The sequence below is a fragment of the Bacillus sp. 5w2 genome (assembly GCF_054353775.1).
The window spans coordinates 466,550-484,660 of the sequence record NZ_JBTIWT010000001.1; the positions used below are offsets into that span (position 1 = coordinate 466,550).

At 32.1% G+C, this 18,111-nt stretch carries 17 protein-coding genes and 2 pseudogenes; all 19 read right to left on the reverse strand.

Going from position 1 to position 18,111, the window contains the following annotated elements; translation table 11 throughout:
• Window positions 1-58 precede the first annotated feature (58 nt).
• On the reverse strand, window positions 59-820 hold the full coding sequence (locus ACXY7N_RS02390; RefSeq protein ID WP_016088157.1) for a hypothetical protein: 762 nt from the start codon (window positions 818-820) through the stop codon (window positions 59-61).
• A 231-nt stretch (window positions 821-1,051) separates the two neighbouring features.
• Window positions 1,052-1,188, reverse strand: a pseudogene (locus ACXY7N_RS02395) (DUF3952 domain-containing protein); the annotation flags it as partial.
• A gap of 49 nt (window positions 1,189-1,237) precedes the next feature.
• A pseudogene (locus ACXY7N_RS02400) lies at window positions 1,238-2,051 on the reverse strand (DUF3952 domain-containing protein).
• Window positions 2,052-2,255: 204 nt separating this feature from the next.
• Window positions 2,256-3,044, reverse strand: coding sequence for a hypothetical protein (locus ACXY7N_RS02405; RefSeq protein ID WP_016134265.1), 789 nt, complete (start codon window positions 3,042-3,044; stop codon window positions 2,256-2,258).
• An 84-nt stretch (window positions 3,045-3,128) separates the two neighbouring features.
• Window positions 3,129-3,407 (reverse strand): hypothetical protein, encoded by a 279-nt coding sequence (locus ACXY7N_RS02410; protein WP_001990239.1) that lies wholly within the window; start codon window positions 3,405-3,407, stop codon window positions 3,129-3,131.
• A 94-nt stretch (window positions 3,408-3,501) separates the two neighbouring features.
• On the reverse strand, window positions 3,502-4,299 hold the full coding sequence (locus tag ACXY7N_RS02415) for a hypothetical protein (RefSeq protein ID WP_016134264.1): 798 nt from the start codon (window positions 4,297-4,299) through the stop codon (window positions 3,502-3,504).
• Window positions 4,300-4,326: 27 nt separating this feature from the next.
• Window positions 4,327-5,121, reverse strand: a complete 795-nt coding sequence (locus ACXY7N_RS02420; RefSeq protein ID WP_016134263.1) for a hypothetical protein — start codon at window positions 5,119-5,121, stop codon at window positions 4,327-4,329.
• Window positions 5,122-5,303: 182 nt separating this feature from the next.
• Window positions 5,304-5,549: a hypothetical protein gene (locus ACXY7N_RS02425; RefSeq protein ID WP_016134262.1), complete on the reverse strand. Its 246-nt coding sequence runs from the start codon at window positions 5,547-5,549 to the stop codon at window positions 5,304-5,306.
• Between the two features lie 289 nt (window positions 5,550-5,838).
• Window positions 5,839-6,285, reverse strand: coding sequence for a DUF5085 family protein (locus ACXY7N_RS02430; protein ID WP_016134261.1), 447 nt, complete (start codon window positions 6,283-6,285; stop codon window positions 5,839-5,841).
• The gene (locus ACXY7N_RS02435) at window positions 6,279-6,743 is read right to left on the reverse strand and encodes a DUF5085 family protein (RefSeq protein ID WP_016134260.1); all 465 of its coding nucleotides are present in this window, start codon (window positions 6,741-6,743) and stop codon (window positions 6,279-6,281) included. The genes ACXY7N_RS02430 and ACXY7N_RS02435 overlap by 7 nt, the downstream gene beginning before the upstream one ends.
• Before the next feature lie 81 nt (window positions 6,744-6,824).
• Complete coding sequence (locus ACXY7N_RS02440) at window positions 6,825-7,619, reverse strand: hypothetical protein (protein WP_046953663.1); 795 nt, start codon at window positions 7,617-7,619, stop codon at window positions 6,825-6,827.
• 34 nt (window positions 7,620-7,653) lie between these two features.
• A complete protein-coding gene (locus ACXY7N_RS02445; protein WP_016134258.1) occupies window positions 7,654-9,159 on the reverse strand; it encodes a T7SS effector LXG polymorphic toxin in 1,506 nt (501 codons plus the stop codon).
• A 17-nt stretch (window positions 9,160-9,176) separates the two neighbouring features.
• The gene (locus ACXY7N_RS02450; protein WP_016134257.1) at window positions 9,177-9,479 is read right to left on the reverse strand and encodes a TIGR04197 family type VII secretion effector; all 303 of its coding nucleotides are present in this window, start codon (window positions 9,477-9,479) and stop codon (window positions 9,177-9,179) included.
• Between the two features lie 3 nt (window positions 9,480-9,482).
• Window positions 9,483-9,905 carry a YwqH-like family protein gene (locus tag ACXY7N_RS02455; protein ID WP_000510565.1) on the reverse strand — a complete coding sequence of 141 codons (423 nt, stop codon included), beginning with the start codon at window positions 9,903-9,905 and terminating at the stop codon, window positions 9,483-9,485.
• Window positions 9,906-9,917: 12 nt separating this feature from the next.
• A complete protein-coding gene (gene essC, locus ACXY7N_RS02460) occupies window positions 9,918-14,429 on the reverse strand; it encodes a type VII secretion protein EssC (protein ID WP_016134256.1) in 4,512 nt (1,503 codons plus the stop codon).
• Window positions 14,430-14,468: 39 nt separating this feature from the next.
• The gene (essB, locus tag ACXY7N_RS02465; RefSeq protein ID WP_016134255.1) at window positions 14,469-15,668 is read right to left on the reverse strand and encodes a type VII secretion protein EssB; all 1,200 of its coding nucleotides are present in this window, start codon (window positions 15,666-15,668) and stop codon (window positions 14,469-14,471) included.
• A gap of 73 nt (window positions 15,669-15,741) precedes the next feature.
• A complete protein-coding gene (locus tag ACXY7N_RS02470) occupies window positions 15,742-15,993 on the reverse strand; it encodes an EsaB/YukD family protein (RefSeq protein WP_001007572.1) in 252 nt (83 codons plus the stop codon).
• A gap of 4 nt (window positions 15,994-15,997) precedes the next feature.
• Window positions 15,998-16,501 (reverse strand): type VII secretion protein EssA, encoded by a 504-nt coding sequence (essA, locus tag ACXY7N_RS02475; protein WP_002135896.1) that lies wholly within the window; start codon window positions 16,499-16,501, stop codon window positions 15,998-16,000.
• Window positions 16,473-18,111, reverse strand: a 1,639-nt coding sequence (locus tag ACXY7N_RS02480; protein ID WP_488592262.1) for an MFS transporter, incomplete at its 5' end; no start/stop codon positions are given. The genes ACXY7N_RS02480 and essA, both read right to left, overlap by 29 nt.

Below are 18,111 nucleotides of genomic sequence, written 5' to 3' on the forward strand. Positions count from 1 at the left end.
GCTCTTCACCTTCTATACAGTTTAAATAATTTTCATTCACTTCAATTCTATTTCCCTCTTATTTACTTTTCGATTTGGATTTTGTATTTCGCTTTCGAATTCTCCCACGCATTCTCTCATTCTCTTCCCATGACATATTAAATGACTTGAATTTAAATCTACAGTACGCCAATAATTGGAATTCTGCCGCTCCGATTGCAACCGCATACATTAAAACAGTTCCTACTCCATACATAACAAAAAAATCAATTGAATAATCATTTTGAAAATACATCAGAAGAAGTAGTATTAATATATATATTATAGCCCCCTTTATCACAGCTCCTTTTGTCTTACTAAAAAACGAGGTGGATCTTTCATCACTACTAAATGCACCTTCACTTGCTTGTTTAAATGTATCTAGCGTTGCTGCAATATGGATAATAACTGCTCCTACAACTAGTAGCCCGGTATACATCCTACCAATTGAATTATCAGCCATTTCAGAAACAATCGAAACTACAAATAATATCGTTCCAAGTTGAAACGCATATAGTAATACGATTAGCGTTTGGAACTTTTGAAATGTAAAACATGCTTTCGGAAATAGATATATAATTAAAAATATAATTTGAATACTAAATAACACAATTTCGGTTTTAACAATAGTTCTATCAAAAAAATTGTTGTAGTAATTCAAATCCCCTACAAAAATAATAAACATAAATATCGAAATATAAAATATTGTTCCAAGCATAAATCCCGTCGCACCTTCAGGGCTTAAACGTCCTTGACATGTCATTCGAAACTTATCTAAATCTTCTTCTTTTATTTTCCACATCCTGACTCTTCACCCTCAATACAGTTTAAATAATTCTCATGCACTAAAATTCTATTACATTCTTAATATTTTTAAGTACATAGATCTTTGTACAACTAAATTTAGATAATTTTTTAGGTATACCATTACCACATTAATTACGCTAATCATATAATCAGATTGCTTTTTGATAGTTCAAATAGTATCCTTTCTCCTCAAAAGTTCCAAATACTCTTCTCTCTTTCACTTAAGTATAACCGTCTTCTTGTCACCTTCATCCATTGCTTTTATTAGGCTCTCATACTTTATTTTGATTTCCTAAAACTACACGCGCTCAGCAAAACATAACTGTTATCACAGTAACTATTTTTCACTACCCCTTTACTCATATCCTCACAACATTTATCATTCTCAAAATTCAATCAAAATATATTATTTTTAATTTATATACTCTTTTTCATAATTTACATATTCTTTTTTGGCACTTTGATTATTATCTTCTCTGGTATGATAATATGTTGAAATCTCTTGATTGCGTTTTATAAGCTTATCTTCTTTTTTTTCTTCATAATTTACCGATATTGTTATTTGTATTATTCTCATTTGATTTTCTTTTGTATCATTAGACGTATTAAACTCAATCATCAATATTGCAGAATCAAATTTATCATATTTTAAATTTAACTTGTCATTTATTATGCTTTTAAACTGTAATTCAGTTAAATCATAGCTTATTATGCTCGGTTCACTAGATCTTTTTGTATCTTCACTCGGTTTCAATTTACTAAGTTCATTTAATCCTCTAAACATTAATTTTACATATGAAACATTCATAGCTTGACCCTGGGCTACTGAACGGGATTTTTCATTTTTTAAATTTGTACTATAGACCGTTTCTTTTTTGTAATTTTGATTACTACCAACGTTTTTATCATTTTTTATATCAGTAACAACCTTTTGAGTTGTTTTCCCATATAAGTCGTCTTCTTTCACATACTCCATGGTTTGTTTGATATATTATCCTGCTATGTTCACCATCTTCTTTTTCTTCATAAGTACTTTCGCTAGTCTCTTCTTTCACATATGCATATCCATCATCACTCGCAGACATAACCGTTTTCATATCCCCTTCATCCAATGCCTTTACTAATCTCTCATACTCTATCTTCGTCTCCCCAAAACCACATCCACTTAATAAACTTGATACTATTGACAGAACTATCATCATCTTAGATTTCTTCTTTAACTTCATACTGACACCCCGTTGATTTCCCTAGGCATTTTTAAGTTCATTATGTTCCTTTTTGGAAATTAATACATTTCACCTTTACTTACTGCTATTTATTTACTCATGCAGATTATATTGAAGATGCTTTAATTTTTAATAGCATTAATTTATATACAATCCTTAATTGTTTATATATTCTATTCGAATTTTCAGAAACCAAAACTTATTTTATTTCTTTAGTTTTCTTTTTTCTTTCTCTTCATAAAGCTTTAGTCTTTTCTGACGTTCCCTTTCATGTTCCTCCCACGAAATATAAAATGATGGAAATTTAAATCTACAATAGGCTAATAATTGGAACTCTGCTGCACCTATGGCTACCGCGTACATGATTAGAGTTCCTCCCGCATACAATCCTAAAATATTTTGTGTATAATCATTATGCACATAAATTAAAATGAGCAGAGTTAACACATAAATTAGAGCACACTTAATTGCAGTCCTCTTTGTTTTACTAAAAAATGAAGAGGATTCTTCTCCCTTATTAAATGCCCCTTTACTTGCCTGTCTAAAAGTATCAATAGTCGCTAAAATATGTAAAATGACTGCACCTAAAAATAATAACCCGACATACATTAATGTAACTTGATCAATTGAATAATTTGACATTCCTGGAATTATCAACATTGTAAATGTTATAGTGCCTAGCTGAAACGCATATAATAGTACCACGAGTGTTTGTAGTTTCTGAAATTTAAATGGCATCTTAGGAAACAAATAAATAATTAAAAAAATTACTTGAAGACTATAAAGCACTAACTCAAGGCTAACAATTATTTTATCAAAGAGAGTCGGGTAATAACTCCAACCAAACCTTATTAACCCTCCAATAAGAAAAAACATTATTAAAGAAATAAAAAACATCGTTCCAAACATAAATCCTGTAGTCCAATCGGGACTTAAGCGATTCTTGCAAGTACTTTTAAATTCATCTAGATCTTTTTCTTTTATATTCCACATATAATTACACCATCTTTTCTAACATCATGTAATAACTCTATTTTTGTAGACAAACTGAAAGTAAATAAATATTTTGATATTAAACTAACCTTTTTTACTTTTTTTAACAAACACAAAATACAGCGATAGCATTAGTATTAAGCCTATTCCACAAACCAATACACCTCCATATTCTTTCTGGTATAAAAAAATAAACATAGTAACAATATAGCTCGGTATTGACAAAATAATGAGCCACTTCCCCAGAAACTCTGCTATTTTATATAGAATTAAAAAAATAAACATAATCCCGACAATAATAGGTGCTATTACACTTTCAAATAAACCCTTTTCTTTTTTTACAGCTTTAGAATCTTTATTCAAGATATTACATTCCTCCCTTTACTAGTTAATTTATGAATAATGTATTCATTCTATCTTCAATATAAGTTTACGAGTATCATTTATAACTTTCATTTCAGTTTTTGTTTCGCTTTTGCTCTTTCTCTCTTATTCTTTTTCTATTTGCTATAAATTCTTGGCGTTCCTTTTCATGTTGTTCCCACGTAATATTAAATGATGGAAATTTAAAGCGACAATACACCAATAGGACGAATTCTGCTGATACTACAGCGAATATATATAATATTATTGTTTGTACAACATAAATTGCCATTTGGCTAAATGTATAATTAAGATTTAGAAAAATTAATATAAGTAGAACCATTACACCAATTGTCATTCCAATCGATAAATATAATTTTGCGTTAGTAAAAAATGAGACAGTTGGTCCTTCCGATTTATATCCTCCATGTTTTGCCTTTTTAAAAACATCAATTGTAGTTACAATGTGAGTACAAAGCGCTCCTAACATTATTAAACCAATATAAACTAACGTTTTATTATTACTAGGAAAATCAAACATTCCTTCAACCATCATAACGATAAATGGTAATGTTGCTAACTGAAAAGAATAAAATAAAGTCACGATGGCTTGGAGTTTCTGTAATTTAAAAGCAACCTTTGAAGACATGTAAATTATTAAAAAAATCAACTCCAAAATGTATAACTTTACCTCAGATCGTACCAAAAATGTTTCAAATGGTGTTAAAGAAATCTTATCACCGTTCAGCAAAATACCTAAAAACATGATGAGCATTGGTATAGAAGTATATGCAAAAACTCCCCCATAAAAGATTCTTATATAATCCGGACTTAATCGATTTCTATTTTCAATTTCGAAAAAACCTAAATCTTCTTCCTTTATTTTAAGCATTCATCTTTCCTCATTTCGACGCAAAACTTATTTTTTTTCTTTAGTTTTCTTCTTTTCCTTCTCTTCATACATCTTTAGTCTTTTCTGACGTTCTCTTTCATGTTCCTCCCACGAAATATAAAATGATGGAAATTTAAATCTACAATAGGCTAATAATTGGAACTCTGCTGCACCTATGGCTACCGAATATAGTATAAGGGTCAATACGGCATACCAACCTATTTGCTCCATCGTATAATCATTATTAATATAAATTAAGATTAAGAGAGTTAATACACATGATATAGAGGCAATCATTAAAAAATCTTTTGTCTTACTAAAAAATGAAACTGAATTTTCCCACTTACTAAATGCGCCTTCGCTAGCTTGCTTAAAGGTATTAATCGTTGTAAAAATATGAATAATAAAAGCTCCTAACAATAATAAGGCTACATAAGTCAATGTAATACGATCATTTGAATAACCAAAAATACTCGAAACAACTACTGTTACAAATCCTATAGTCGCAAGTTGAAGTGCATATAACAATATAACTATAGCTTGTAACTTTTGAAATTTAAAACGGGCTTTGGGAAATAGATATACAATAAGAAAAATGATTTGTAAGCTATACAAACATAACTCTATTTTAATAATTGTTTCCTCTAGTAAACTAGGATATACTGACCAACCAAATTTCACCAAACCATAAATTACACCTAACATGATTAATGAGGTGTATATGATTGAACCTAGCATAAAACCTACAGCAGCCTCAGGACTTAAACGATTTCTACATGTTATTTTAAATTCATCTAAATCTTTTTCTTTTATATTCCACATCCAATTGTCCCACCCTTAACTACATTCACTTAAATCATGTAGATTAAAAATAAAAACCTTCTCATTTTAACGAAAAGAGAAGGTTTTCTTGCTGTTATACACTCATGCCATATACAAAACTTTCCCTCTTCAAATAACGTATTATAGTTGTTAATCTTTGGATTTTTATTTTCGCTATTAATTTAGGCATTTTTACTTTTCTTAAAAAATACCAAATATGCAAATAATGACGAGATTAAGAGGAATACACCCGCCCCTATACCCTCATATATTTTAAAATAAACAGCAGCAATTATCACAAATATTGAAATTATTATTATTAGAATCATTGTATATTTCACTATAAATTCTAACGCTTTATAGATGGATACTATTGTCTTTCCAAAAAAACTTTTCTCTGTTTCCGAAACATTCCGATCCTTATTCAAAATAACATCTTCTCCTTTTTACAAATTGACTTTTGAATAAATTTTCCCTTTCAAACTAAGAACAAAGCGAACTGCAGAACGTAACTACTACCAATACAGATTGATCCAAATGAAAAATCTCATGTCGAATTATTCAATCAATTACATATAGTTTTAGAATAAAAAACCTCCTCATTCTAAAGAGAAGAGAAGGCTTTATTTATGTCACATCCCCATATACTATTCAAAACTATCTCTTTTAAGATATTTCATGATGATTCCATATTTTAAAAATCTCAAGCTTCAAATATTATACTTCACTATATACCGCGATTTTCACTTCAACATACTGTAAAGACTCATCACCGCTAAACACATGATAAATTGGCGAAGCTAAATTCAGATTATTATCCTCCATATACTGAAGCATTTCACCATATACCTGCTCTGTTAATTTTTCATAATCTCCCGTATATCGTTTCATGAGCATCTCATCAACATAGTAATAACTTCTAAATTGAAGTGTTTCTGACATTGGAATTTTATCTTCATTTACCGGCATAAATAATTCAATATACATATTTCCATCAGACGGTATATTTTTCAAAGCGTAAAACATAGGACCTTTTATCGTTAAATTCGCTTTTGAAATTTCTGACATAAAATCTTCAATTGCTTCTTTCATATCTGGATAATGAAAAATGTATTCTCTTGAAACAACATTTGTATATGCAATACTTTGTTTTTCAATTAGCATTTCACTGTTTCACCTACTTCTATAATAGGAGCATAAATATCTAACCATGTATCACCGTATACATCTAAACATACGTGATAAAAACTACTATCTAATTTCATATGATGCTGCTCTGCAACCGTACGTATTAGGTTATAAGCATCCTCAATATCACCATCTTCATCTGTAAATCGCACACATAGAGCACTCTTAATAATTAAAGCATCATAATACTCATATGCAGAGCTCTCACCTAAATCAACTCTTCCATTGACAGGAATACAATACGTATATTCCCCATACTCTGGTTCATTTTCTAACTTTGAATATTTATATAGAACAGGTCCTACTGCATATATCCCATTACGAACTACTTGATTTCTAAGTACTCTTGCGGGTAACAACCAATCTTCTTTTTTTACAATTTGAGTAATGCTTATTAAATTTAAAAGTGACAATGCTTTATGCTGAACTTTCACAAAATCTACTCCTTTTTGATAGTATTGATTTATAAACATTCATTACTACATATGTAGTAATGAATGTTTAAGATGCAAAACTTATTTTATTTCTTTGGCTTGCTTTTTTTCCTTTTCTTCATAAAGCTTTAGTCTTTTCTGACGTTCCCTTTCGTGTTCCTCCCATGAAATATAAAATGATGGAAATTTAAATCTACAATAGGCTAATAATTGGAACTCTGCTGCGCCTATGGCTACCGCGTACATGATGAACGTAAATATAAAGTAACCAAACATTATGCTCAATGAGTAATTATTTTGTATATAAATTAAAACAAGAAGAATTAGTACATAAATTGCCACACCAAACATTACATTTTTCTTTGCCTTATTAAAAAATGAAGTAGATCTTTCTCCCATACTAAATGCACCTTTACTTGCTTGTTTAAAAGTATCAACTGTTGTTACACCATGAACAAGTATTGCTCCTAATACTAGTAAACCTACATAAATAAGCGTAATAAAATTAATAGAATAATTACTCATCCCTGGAAGAACAAATGCCGTAAGACCTATAGTACCTAACTGAAACGCATATAATAATATCACCAATGTCTGGAGCTTTTGAAATTTAAAACGTACCTTAGGGATCAGATATATAATAAAAAAGATTACTTGTAGGCTATATAACAACAATTCCATTCTGACTATTACTGTGTCAAAAAGAGTCGGATAGTAATCCCAGCCAAATCTAATTAATGCTCCAAAAATAAAAAGCATCAATAACGAACTATAAAGCATTCCACCAAACATAAACAACATAGCTCCTTCAGGGCTTAAACGATGTCTACATGCTATTTTAAATTCATCTAAATCTTCTTCGTTTATATTCCACATTTGTTAACTCCACCTTTCCCCGAACTATAGTATATTACCAAAATAAAGATGCAATCTTCTTAGTCACTGATTTTATACCTTTTTTTGTACCACTTACCAAACTTTCTCCTCCAAAAGTTTCAAATTTTTCATTCATTAAAAATGTAGCTCCTATCCCAACCCCTGCTCCAACTGCTGTCCCAATAGGCGGCAGAAAAAATGAACCTACTACAGCACCAGTTGCAGCTGCTCCAGCAGTTGCTCCAACATCTACCGCTGAATCCGTTGCTATATCCACAACGTCATGTAATTGCCAACCACCATTCTTTTTAGCATTATCGCTAGCCTCTACAACATTATTTGCAACGGAAAGAACAGATCCAGCTATCCCAAAACTTTTCATTGTTTTCCCTACTCCACCTAATTCTTTGAGTGTATCCTTCCATTTCCAAGGCTTCAAATCAGTAATACCTTTTCCAAGTTCTGTTTTAAGTGAACTCCAAGAATTATTTCCCACAGCCTTCACAAGCCCATTCTTATCCCAATCTACATGGAAATCTTTATACGCTTTGAATTCCGGTAATTCCACAATCTCTCTTTTCGCTATTCTTACTTCTTTATCGGTTACTTTGGGATCAGTTGGCCTCATCCAACCAGTTAAATACTCTTCTACTCTACCTTTAAGAAATTTAAAAATATGATCCTCGTTCTTATCAGCCTTTAAAAATTCAAGAGCTTCTACCATTTGTTTCGGTTTGGTTGTTTTTAATAAATATTGTCCCTCACCATCTATAATGTCAAACTGCGCACCAAACCCTAAAACTTTTTTCATATAATGGTAGCGCAAAAATGAAGATACCACTCCTTTTCCCCATTTATTTCCTTTATTTAAACCGCCTATCCAAGCTTTCGAATTCACAACTGTTGCTGCTACCCATTCTTCGGGCATTATTTTTTCTATTGAATCACTAGAAAAATCCCCGCCATAAGCTTGTACTCGATTCATTCCATCATCTAACTCACGTATCATTTCTTGAAACGTTTGTAGGTCACTTTGGTTACTATTATAAGCTTCTAATTTTTCTAAAGTGTCACTAATTTCCTTTTGGCTTTTTATAGACCCTTCCATGATCCCTGCTGATGATGGATATTGAATTGCGATGATGTCGTTAACAGACCCTACAGTTTGTCTTGCTTGGTCATTAGATAGATTAAATCCTTCACTATACCCATTAATTTTTTTCTTTACATCATCCAAGTAAATTCCATAAATTTTCGTATCAGCATCACTGTCAACCGTACTATTAAAATCATTAATACTTTTTTGAAATTGTTCTTTTAATAATTCCACTGCTTCCATATACTTAAAAATAACACTTCCATGAACTGTAGATAAATAATTTTTAATATCAGAAGCAGCTTTCCCTTGAAAAGAGTTAATCTCTGTAAAATCAAGTATTTTTTGCATCAAACATTCAAATTGTAGATTCAACTCAGTGGCACTTGCTTGAAATCTATTTTGAAGTTCTTTTACTTCTTGTAACTCTATATTTTTATCCACGCTTCTCCCACCCTATTTTAATTTTTCATAGCATGATGAATTGAACCGATCCTTAATTCCTTCTCAAGTTGTTCGTCTTTTTCGACTATTTTCTCCCCAGTTTGTTGTATTTTATTTAAGTCATTTTCTAATATCTGTTCGTATTGCTGCACCTTTTGAGATAACTTTTCAATTGCTTCACAATATTGAATCAGCCTAGTCAAATTCGTACGACTCAACTGCATACCATTAAATTTAGTCTTACCTAAATCACTAGCCCCACTTTTCAAATCACTTACTTTCGCGTCAAATACCCCTTTATTTAATTTAATTTCCCCCATTTATCATTTCCCCGCCTTCTGTACTTCTACTTGAATACTAGCGTCAACCATTGAAACACTTCTACTTAGAGAAAGAATACTAGACTCACATGTAGCGATTTCTCTTTCAAGCCGCCGTATAGCTTGATCGATGTCTTCTTGCACTCTCCCTAGTTCTCCGATAAACTTCCCTAAATTCGAAATGACTTGTTGTTCATATGTTTCTTTAAAAGTAGTTGCTCTTTGCCCTTTCCAACTACTCTCGTTTATTTCTAAGGACTTAAACTGCTCTTGATTTTGTTTAATTGCTTCAAGATTATTTACAAATTTCCCTTTAGCAGTTATTAGCCTTCTTAGTTTCATTTGTAGTTCAGCCAATTGCCCTTGTTGATGACTTATACTACTTAATAAACCAGATTTTTGACTATTTAATTCCTCTATCCCCATGCAAATCCCCCCTTAAATAGTTGGCACTTTAATTCTAGTAGCAAAACGATTTTCAACAAAATACCCTTCAAATGGATTTAATTTTGTACTACTTAAATCTTTATTAGATACATCGAAGACCATTTGGCCTGATGATTTTCTAAGTAAAATAACATGAGATTGCGTTTTTATTGTTTTTGAAACTAAGTCGTATCGGCTGTCAATTGAATCGACATCACAGCCAATTATGAAGTGGATGCCCATAAATGCACCATTTGTTATTAATTCCGCTAAACTATATATATCGCTATCTTCTAAATTACTTAAAATATCATTTACATCTGCAATTACGATTACAATCGGCTTAAATTTCTTAATAAATTCTGCAGGGTTCACTGTTTCACTTGATGCTTCCTGCTCCTCTTTAAACGCCGCTTCTCTCGATTTATAAGCATTTGTAACTTGTTTAATCGTTTTCTCAATTCCTGTTTTTTCAGCTACATATAAAGCAGCGCTCTCTCTATAGTTTGAGAAATTACGTGTTCTTGTATCGATTAAGCCTAAGTCAAAGTGTCCACTTTCAGCTAACTGTTGAAGGAATTGATGAACTACATTTTCAACTTCATCTTTCTTGATTCCCCCTACAACAATATTAGACGCTTCCGTTAAATCTAATTCGAGAGGTGTAACGCTTTCTGTTTCTACACCAAATGTTAGTTTGCCTGCTTCAATAATTTTTCTTGTTTCTGGCCATGCAATGAATTCCTTGTATTCCAGAACTTCAGGTACCATAGGAATCGCTTTCGGTCTTTCTCCATCCCAGAAGGAATCCATCTCTTTTCCTTCTGCTTGTATGTTTTCAATTCGAGTAAGTACATCTTCTCCATCAGTTGGTAAAGCTGTTTGGAAGATTGTTGGTTCTTCAATTTTAACTAAACCACGTCCTGCTAATTCTTCAATTTTTAACTCTGTTCTTCCTACAATAGCTCTAGATTCTGCCTCATCTATCATATATAGAGCAATTTGTAGTTTAATATTTGTATTTACTTGTACTCTCAATGCATTTTGACGTGTAGCCGTAAGCATTAAATGAATTCCTACTGCTGCCCCTTCACGTACAATTTGTGCAATAATGCGTTCAAAGTCTTCGACAAATCCAGCTTCTCTAACAGAATCATAGTTATCTAACGTAATTAATACTGTTGGTAATACTTCTTTACTAGCTCTCTCATACATTTCAAGACTCGCAACTCCATATTTACTTAGCAATTGCTTTCTATCTTTTAATAAGTCTTCTATGCGACGAAGAAATTTCTCGCATTTTTCAACTTGGTCTAATGTAATGATGTCTGCCACATGCGGTAAAGATTTTAATGGCATTAAACCGTTCGTTCCGAAGTCTAATAAATACACATGCAAATGCTCCGGACTATGCTGACGAGCTACATCCATAATGACTGATTGTAAGAATGTTGATTTTCCGTAGCCTGGACTTGAGAAGACTGCTACGTGTCCATCTTTACTAATATCTAGTGTTAATGGTGTTTGTGATTGTAATTCAGGCTGATCTAGTAGACCAACTGTTGCTTTTAATGGTTTCTTTTCTTTCGTCCATGCTTCTTTGAACTGAATAGCGTGTAAGTCTTGTAAATATACGCTTTCTGGAAGTGGTGGTAACCACGGTCTAGCTAACGCTTCAATTTCATTTATTTCTGCGTAATCGTGAATGTAGTCAATAACAGCATCCAGTTCAGATGGTACGCTTATTACTTCTTTACTACTACCAAGTCCACTTAAGTCTTCACTTAATATTTCATATTGTCCTAGATCATTTATTGCATAGATTGTTGCGTCTAAATGTTCTTTATCCTCTTTGTTTTCTACATAGTCTGCTCCGCTCCAAGCTGATTGGAATAGTTCATAAATTTCATTATTCCCAACTTGTAAATAGGCACGTCCTGGCAATGTAATTTCAGCAGCATCTGGTGTTTTTAAAATTTCATTACTATCTGACGTATTTTGAACTTTCAATGCTAGTTTGAATTTCGAGTTACTCCAAATTTGATCATCTACAACACCGCTCGGTTTTTGCGTAGCTAATATTAAATGAATTCCGAGTGAACGTCCGATACGCGCTGTTGAAACTAACTCTTTCATAAATTCTGGCTGTTCTGACTTCAATTCCGCGAATTCATCACTAATTAAAAATAGATGCGGCATCGGTTCACTTACTAAGCCTTCTTTATACAGTTTTTGATACTGATTAATATGGTTTACATCATTTTCTCCAAATAATCGTTGTCTTTTTTGTAATTCAGCTTTAATTGATGCGAGCGCTCTCATACTTTGTGCTCCATCTAAGTTCGTAATTGTTCCTAATAAATGCGGTAAGTTTTTGAATAAATTCGCCATACCGCCGCCTTTATAGTCAATTAGTAGAAAGGCTACTTCGTAAGGATGGAAATTGACCGCTAGAGATAATATATACGATTGTATAATTTCCGACTTACCTGAACCTGTTGTACCTGCTATTAACCCGTGTGGTCCGTGTGCTTTTTCGTGTAAGTTTAAGTTTACGATATCTTCTTTACCACGTAATCCAAGTGGTACAGCTAAAGATTTATGTGCAGCATTTTTCTCCCAGCGACTTGTGATATTCAGTTCTTTTACTTTCTCAACACCGTACATTTCTAAAAATGTTACACTTTCTGGGATACTATTTTTTAAGTTTTGCAAATGATTTAACGGTGCTAATGCTCGTGAAACATCTTCTAAATTGAACCCTTTCGGTACGTGATTTAATTTAAATTGACGGTTTACAAGCTCTCCCTGTTCTAAGATGATGTTCCCTTGTTTTGCATCTCTTATGTCTATTACCGTTTTCACATGCTCCGGTAAACTTTGCATAACATCTTGTACAAATACAAGTGATACACCTAATTGACTCGGATCATCATTAAAGAATTCCATAACAACATGGTCTAGTATTAGTTTTTCATCTGTAATGAGAACGACATAGTGCGGTGCAAAGTACATTTTTTCATTCGTTGAACTTTTTTCATCTAGTTTTAATTTTCGTTCTTTTAATATTTGATACAAACTATTTAACACTTGATCACGGCTACGATCATGATATACAAATCCGCGTACATTTATATCGCGAACACTTCCATGAGGTAACCAGCGCATCCAATCCCATTTTTCTTTTTCTTCTTCAGGAAAAATAGTAATAAACTGCAAGTCATAATAACTATGGAATAATGCGGTTTGTACAACTAATAATTGTAATTGCTCTAACACTAAAGAGCGTTGTCCAATATAGCCAACCGGTCCATTTATCAAATCTGTTACAACAGGTACATCTTCCAATGATAGATAACGCTGTCTTAGTTCACGTGCTATATCAATTAATTCATCTTTCGTTTGACTAAATTCTTCTTCATTAAATTGGATTTCAAAACTTGTATTAGCTTGTCCTGTTCCAACGCTAAATGTTAAGAAATCATGATGTAGCATTGTTTTTTCATATATACGTGGATTTACTTGCATAGCCATATTACGTATAACTTCAACATTTGGATTATGATATTGTAATGCATGACGCTGCTTTTCACTTTCTGCATGTAAATCTTTCGTTTTTTGTTTGATATACTCTCTATAACTTTTATCACGTTCAACAATGTCGATTTTATATTGCTTTAAATTTTTTATATAAGATGTGACAGATACAATAATCGTTACTAATGTCATCGCAATCGATGCAATAATAAACATCCCATATTTCATAAAGATTGCAAGTAATACTGTTACGACAATCATGACAAGAGAAGGTGCAATAATTCTCGCCAAATGCTCAGTCGGTTTTGACGGCATACTTGAAGGTTTTGCAATTGTCATTTTCTCTTCTGGTTCACGGTAAATAATACGTGGTGAACGATGATAGTCTGGATAACCACTTTGATAATTCGTTTCGGATTCTACTAAAATAGGTAACGTAGATTTAACGTTCTCTTCTGAAGACAATACTTGAATATCTTCACTGCCTATCTCTACTAAAGCACCATCAAAATATAATACGTCTCCTGCTTCTAACATAGCGCTATCTTTTAGCTTCGTATAATTATGAAATACATCCCCTTCATATACGTTTACTTTAAAAGAATCGTACAACGTTTCACGAGATAGCATTAAATCTACATTTGTCCCGGTAATAGAAATATCATCATAACTGTTTTGACTTAATGTAAGAGAATGTTTCGTTCCGATATCAAACACTTTAGTTGTACCAATAATAGAGATAAAGATTTTCAAGCTCACATCTTTAGTTTTTCCAATCTCAAATTCCTTATTGAACTCTATTAATTGATTTTGTACCATCCAAGCATTTACTTCATTATTCCACTTTAACTCTACTTCTTGTTCTAAACTTGGATTCGTAATATCATTTGTCCACTCTTTTCCAATCGACACTATTGATTGCTCATTTGGATGTAATGTGCACTTATATATTTTGTCTCCATAAGTCAATACTAATAGTTGCTCCATCCGTGTTCACTGCTCCTTTTCAACTGTCTCATCAAGTGCTTACTCTTTTTTCTCTGTGTTCGACAAGTCTTTATCGTTTGATGATTTGCCATATTTCTTTTCATATTCATCTAATTGTTGCTCATATGTTTTTAATTTTTGATCACGCTCTTCTCCTGATAAATCCGGATTATTTTTCAGCGATTCAATTTGTTTAACAAGGCCGTATATAATAAGCTGAGGATCATCAAGTGTCTTAGCTAAATCTAATGATTTATCAAAATTACCTTTTCCGTTATACATCCAATACAGCAAATACTTTTCATCACTTTTCAAACTAATATTTTTCATAATCATTTTCTTTTGATCTTCACCTAGTTTTTCAGCCGTAATGTATGCAAATGCTAACTCATATTTAGATGCAATCGGTAATGATTCAAATTCCTCTTCATTTAATTGCGTAATTACTTTGTCATAATCAGTTGCTATGAAACTCGCATTTGCTTCTATTAACTTATTTTGATAAGGAAATTTTATAAAAGTGAAATATATTAAAGGAGCAGCTAAAATAACTGTCGCCGCTATGAAGGAAAAAGCTAAGTATTTAAACGATTTATAGCTCTTTTTAGGTACTAACTGCATATTTTTTTCTGTTTTTGTTTGTTCCTTCTCAAAGCTGTCATCAAGAAACTGCAGTAATGCATCTAAGCTTTCCATTTGAGCAACCGTCTGTTCAAATGTTGTTTCTTTTGCATCTTTTAGTAACCCAGCATATAAATCATCAAAATTGTGCTTTTCGGAGAATAAAGCAATAATTAGACACTTGTATTGCGTTAAAAATTGCTCTTCTAACAACGGGGTTGGTGGAACAATATCTCGAATTCCTCTATGTATAATACTTGGCATTAAATTCGCATTAAAAACTATATTGTCTGGATGTAAAAAGAACGTAATTCGTTTATTTAAATATTTACGAAATTGCGCAACATTTCGAAGCAGTCTCAATTTCTCATTTCTTCCAAAACGGCCAAGGTCGTCCCACTTATATAATTTTTTGTCGACTTGAAATAGAAACGTAAACATATCATCCATTTCTTCTATCGTTAATGGTACAAAGTCAGATGATGCGCCCGTAATTATATCGAATTGACGGAAATCTTTTATACGTGTTTGAGATTTTGTCATCTCCAATTTCCAATTTTCTTTTTCTATTTGAAATTGATAGTTCATTGCATCAATTTGAATTGTTTTTTCCGTCATGTTTATCCTCTTCTCCTTTTCTTTATAACCAGTAATAACTTATTTTCAAAAAACTAAAGGTAAGAAATATTCTTTATAAAACTTGTAAAATATCTCCGTCTGTTATTTGGTGATCAATTAAACGATCATTATCTGTTAAAACAATTGACTTATTTTTCACTTTCATTACAAAATGTGAACCTTCATGATTATCAATCTTTAACGTATCTAATAAGTTTTTCAATAAATATTTAATAGATTGATGATTCGGAATACGCAAATCATATGTATTTCCATTCCATTTACTAAAATCTACCGTTACATTAATATGCGTTTGTATTGCCATTACTTTACCTCCAACTTTTCCGAAGAACCGTATAAATACCGATGCAAATAAGTAAAACACTGCCGCCTAACAATATGATTATCGTTGTACTGATTGGCTTTTCATTCATTGTTTGATTACTTGCTACTTCATCAGCGCTTTTTCTTACAACGTATTCACTGCTAAACAAACTATTTTTCGTATCTTTAACACGATTATTTTCTTTTTGTTTTATAAAAAGAGAATCTCTTAAGGATTCCATCTCTTTTTGTTCTTTCTTTTTCTTTTTTTGAATTTCTTCTTCTATATCTTTATTAAATAACTCAATTGATGCTTTATCTAATTCTGTTTCCTTATGTTCCTTTTTATTTTTTTCTTGGTCTTTATCTTCAAAGCGGTCTACTTTAAACTGAATCTTTCCATCATCACCAAGATAACTGTCCGCCGCGCTCCTAATCGGTAGCGCGACAAACAGTAAAAGGAAACAAATAAATGATAACTTAACCACTATGCTCCATTGTTTGATCATTTACTTCTTTTTCCTCCCATTTCTTGTGCCATACAAATAGATTACTAACTAATCCTATAATGGCAATTACAAACAATACGATAAAAATAACTTTTCCTGTATCTTTACCGCTAATAAAATCATTTAGAAAACCTTCTATATATTGAAGCGGTGAAAATTGACGCAATTTACCTACAGAAGACATTTGGTCTACTTTACTTCCAACTGCTTCAGTTAAAAATAGATACATACTTAAAAATACTAATAAGATAAACATCCCTACCATTTTTATTTGTCGTAGTAAGTATGTTGAAACTAATACGAATGCCATCATAATGATTGTGATAAATGCAATCCATAGTAAACTTTGATCCTGACCGAATTTTAAAAGACGGCCCGAAATGATTCCTATACTGATTCCTTCCACAATCGATATCCCAAATGCTACTACTGTAGTTGGTACATTCATATCAATTAAAGAGAATCTCTCTTCAAAATGATCTGATTGTGTTCGTTTCTTTTCTTGATTCGCAATTGCATATGCCGTAAATAACGCAACAATGAAACAAGTTAATACGATTAAGTATGGTGTAAAAGCATTACCAGCTACAATTACCCCATCATTTTGTTTCTGAACTGGACTAGATAAAAACTCATATAGCATCTCATTTTGACGATCTCCAATACGACTATTCGCCAAAATCTTCGTAAAGTTTTTCGAGAATGCTTTATCATCTTCCATTTTCTTCGTAAAATCATTTAATAAAGAATCTGCTTTCGAAACAATTGTCGTTCCACTTTCTTGAATTTCTTTTGCTTGTCCATTAATTTGGTCAAATGTTTTATACACTTCATCTGATGTCGCTAAACTATGCTTCGAACTTTCCGCTAATGACTGCGTTTGCATCGTTAAAGATTTAATACCAGAGTCTAACGATAGTACAGCTGTTTGTTCACCAGCATTATTAGTCGTTAATACTTGTTGCTCTTCTACTAGCTTTAAACTACTCTCACGCCATTTTGCTAAACCTTTTACATATTCCCCTAAATTTTGATTCATACTAGTTGCTTGCTGCATCGTTTCATTTAATTTCTCCGCTAATAGCATAGAATTTTGATCTGCACTAGTAATGAGTTGTTGGTAAGAGTCTATTTTTTGCTTTAAGCCCATCATATCTTGCTTTACTTCACTCGTAATACTAGCTGAAACAAGATTTGAAATTAAATCAATTACACTTTGTTTATTTAACATATAATACAATGAATGATCAGTCGCAATCGTATCTAAACTTCCCTCTTCAAGCTTAGGGCCTACATCATTTGTTCTTAAATCAATCCCATAATACATTTGATAAAGACTCAATAATCCTTGATAACTTTGAACGGTCTCGACTGCTTCTTTAATTAATACATTAGAGGTATTATCTGTTAACTTCTCAGTTTTTTGATGTACAATATAATTATTTGTACGTTCAATAACTGTTGAGCCACCACCTTGATTTTGGTTTCCCCCGTTATCTGTTCCCGTTCCGCCTCCTGGGTTTCCTCCGTTATCTGTCCCTGTTCCGCCTCCTGGGTTTCCTCCGTTATCTGTTCCCGTTCCGCCTCCTGGGTTTCCTCCGTTATCTGTT

Bases quoted from the DNA above. Each gene is read 5' to 3' on its own strand.
- essB (WP_016134255.1), bottom strand. From the start codon at position 15,668: ATGACGGAAAAAACAATTCAAATTGATGCAATGAACTATCAATTTCAA.
- ACXY7N_RS02455 (WP_000510565.1), bottom strand. From the start codon at position 9,905: ATGGGGATAGAGGAATTAAATAGTCAAAAATCTGGTTTATTAAGTAGT.
- ACXY7N_RS02420 (WP_016134263.1), bottom strand. From the start codon at position 5,121: ATGTGGAATATAAAAGAAAAAGATTTAGATGAATTTAAAATAACATGT.
- ACXY7N_RS02430 (WP_016134261.1), bottom strand. From the start codon at position 6,285: ATGCTAATTGAAAAACAAAGTATTGCATATACAAATGTTGTTTCAAGA.
- essC (WP_016134256.1), bottom strand. From the start codon at position 14,429: ATGGAGCAACTATTAGTATTGACTTATGGAGACAAAATATATAAGTGC.
- essA (WP_002135896.1), bottom strand. From the start codon at position 16,501: ATGATCAAACAATGGAGCATAGTGGTTAAGTTATCATTTATTTGTTTC.
- ACXY7N_RS02415 (WP_016134264.1), bottom strand. From the start codon at position 4,299: ATGCTTAAAATAAAGGAAGAAGATTTAGGTTTTTTCGAAATTGAAAAT.
- ACXY7N_RS02440 (WP_046953663.1), bottom strand. From the start codon at position 7,619: ATGTGGAATATAAACGAAGAAGATTTAGATGAATTTAAAATAGCATGT.
- ACXY7N_RS02390 (WP_016088157.1), bottom strand. From the start codon at position 820: ATGTGGAAAATAAAAGAAGAAGATTTAGATAAGTTTCGAATGACATGT.
- ACXY7N_RS02405 (WP_016134265.1), bottom strand. From the start codon at position 3,044: ATGTGGAATATAAAAGAAAAAGATCTAGATGAATTTAAAAGTACTTGC.
- ACXY7N_RS02470 (WP_001007572.1), bottom strand. From the start codon at position 15,993: ATGGCAATACAAACGCATATTAATGTAACGGTAGATTTTAGTAAATGG.
- ACXY7N_RS02450 (WP_016134257.1), bottom strand. From the start codon at position 9,479: ATGGGGGAAATTAAATTAAATAAAGGGGTATTTGACGCGAAAGTAAGT.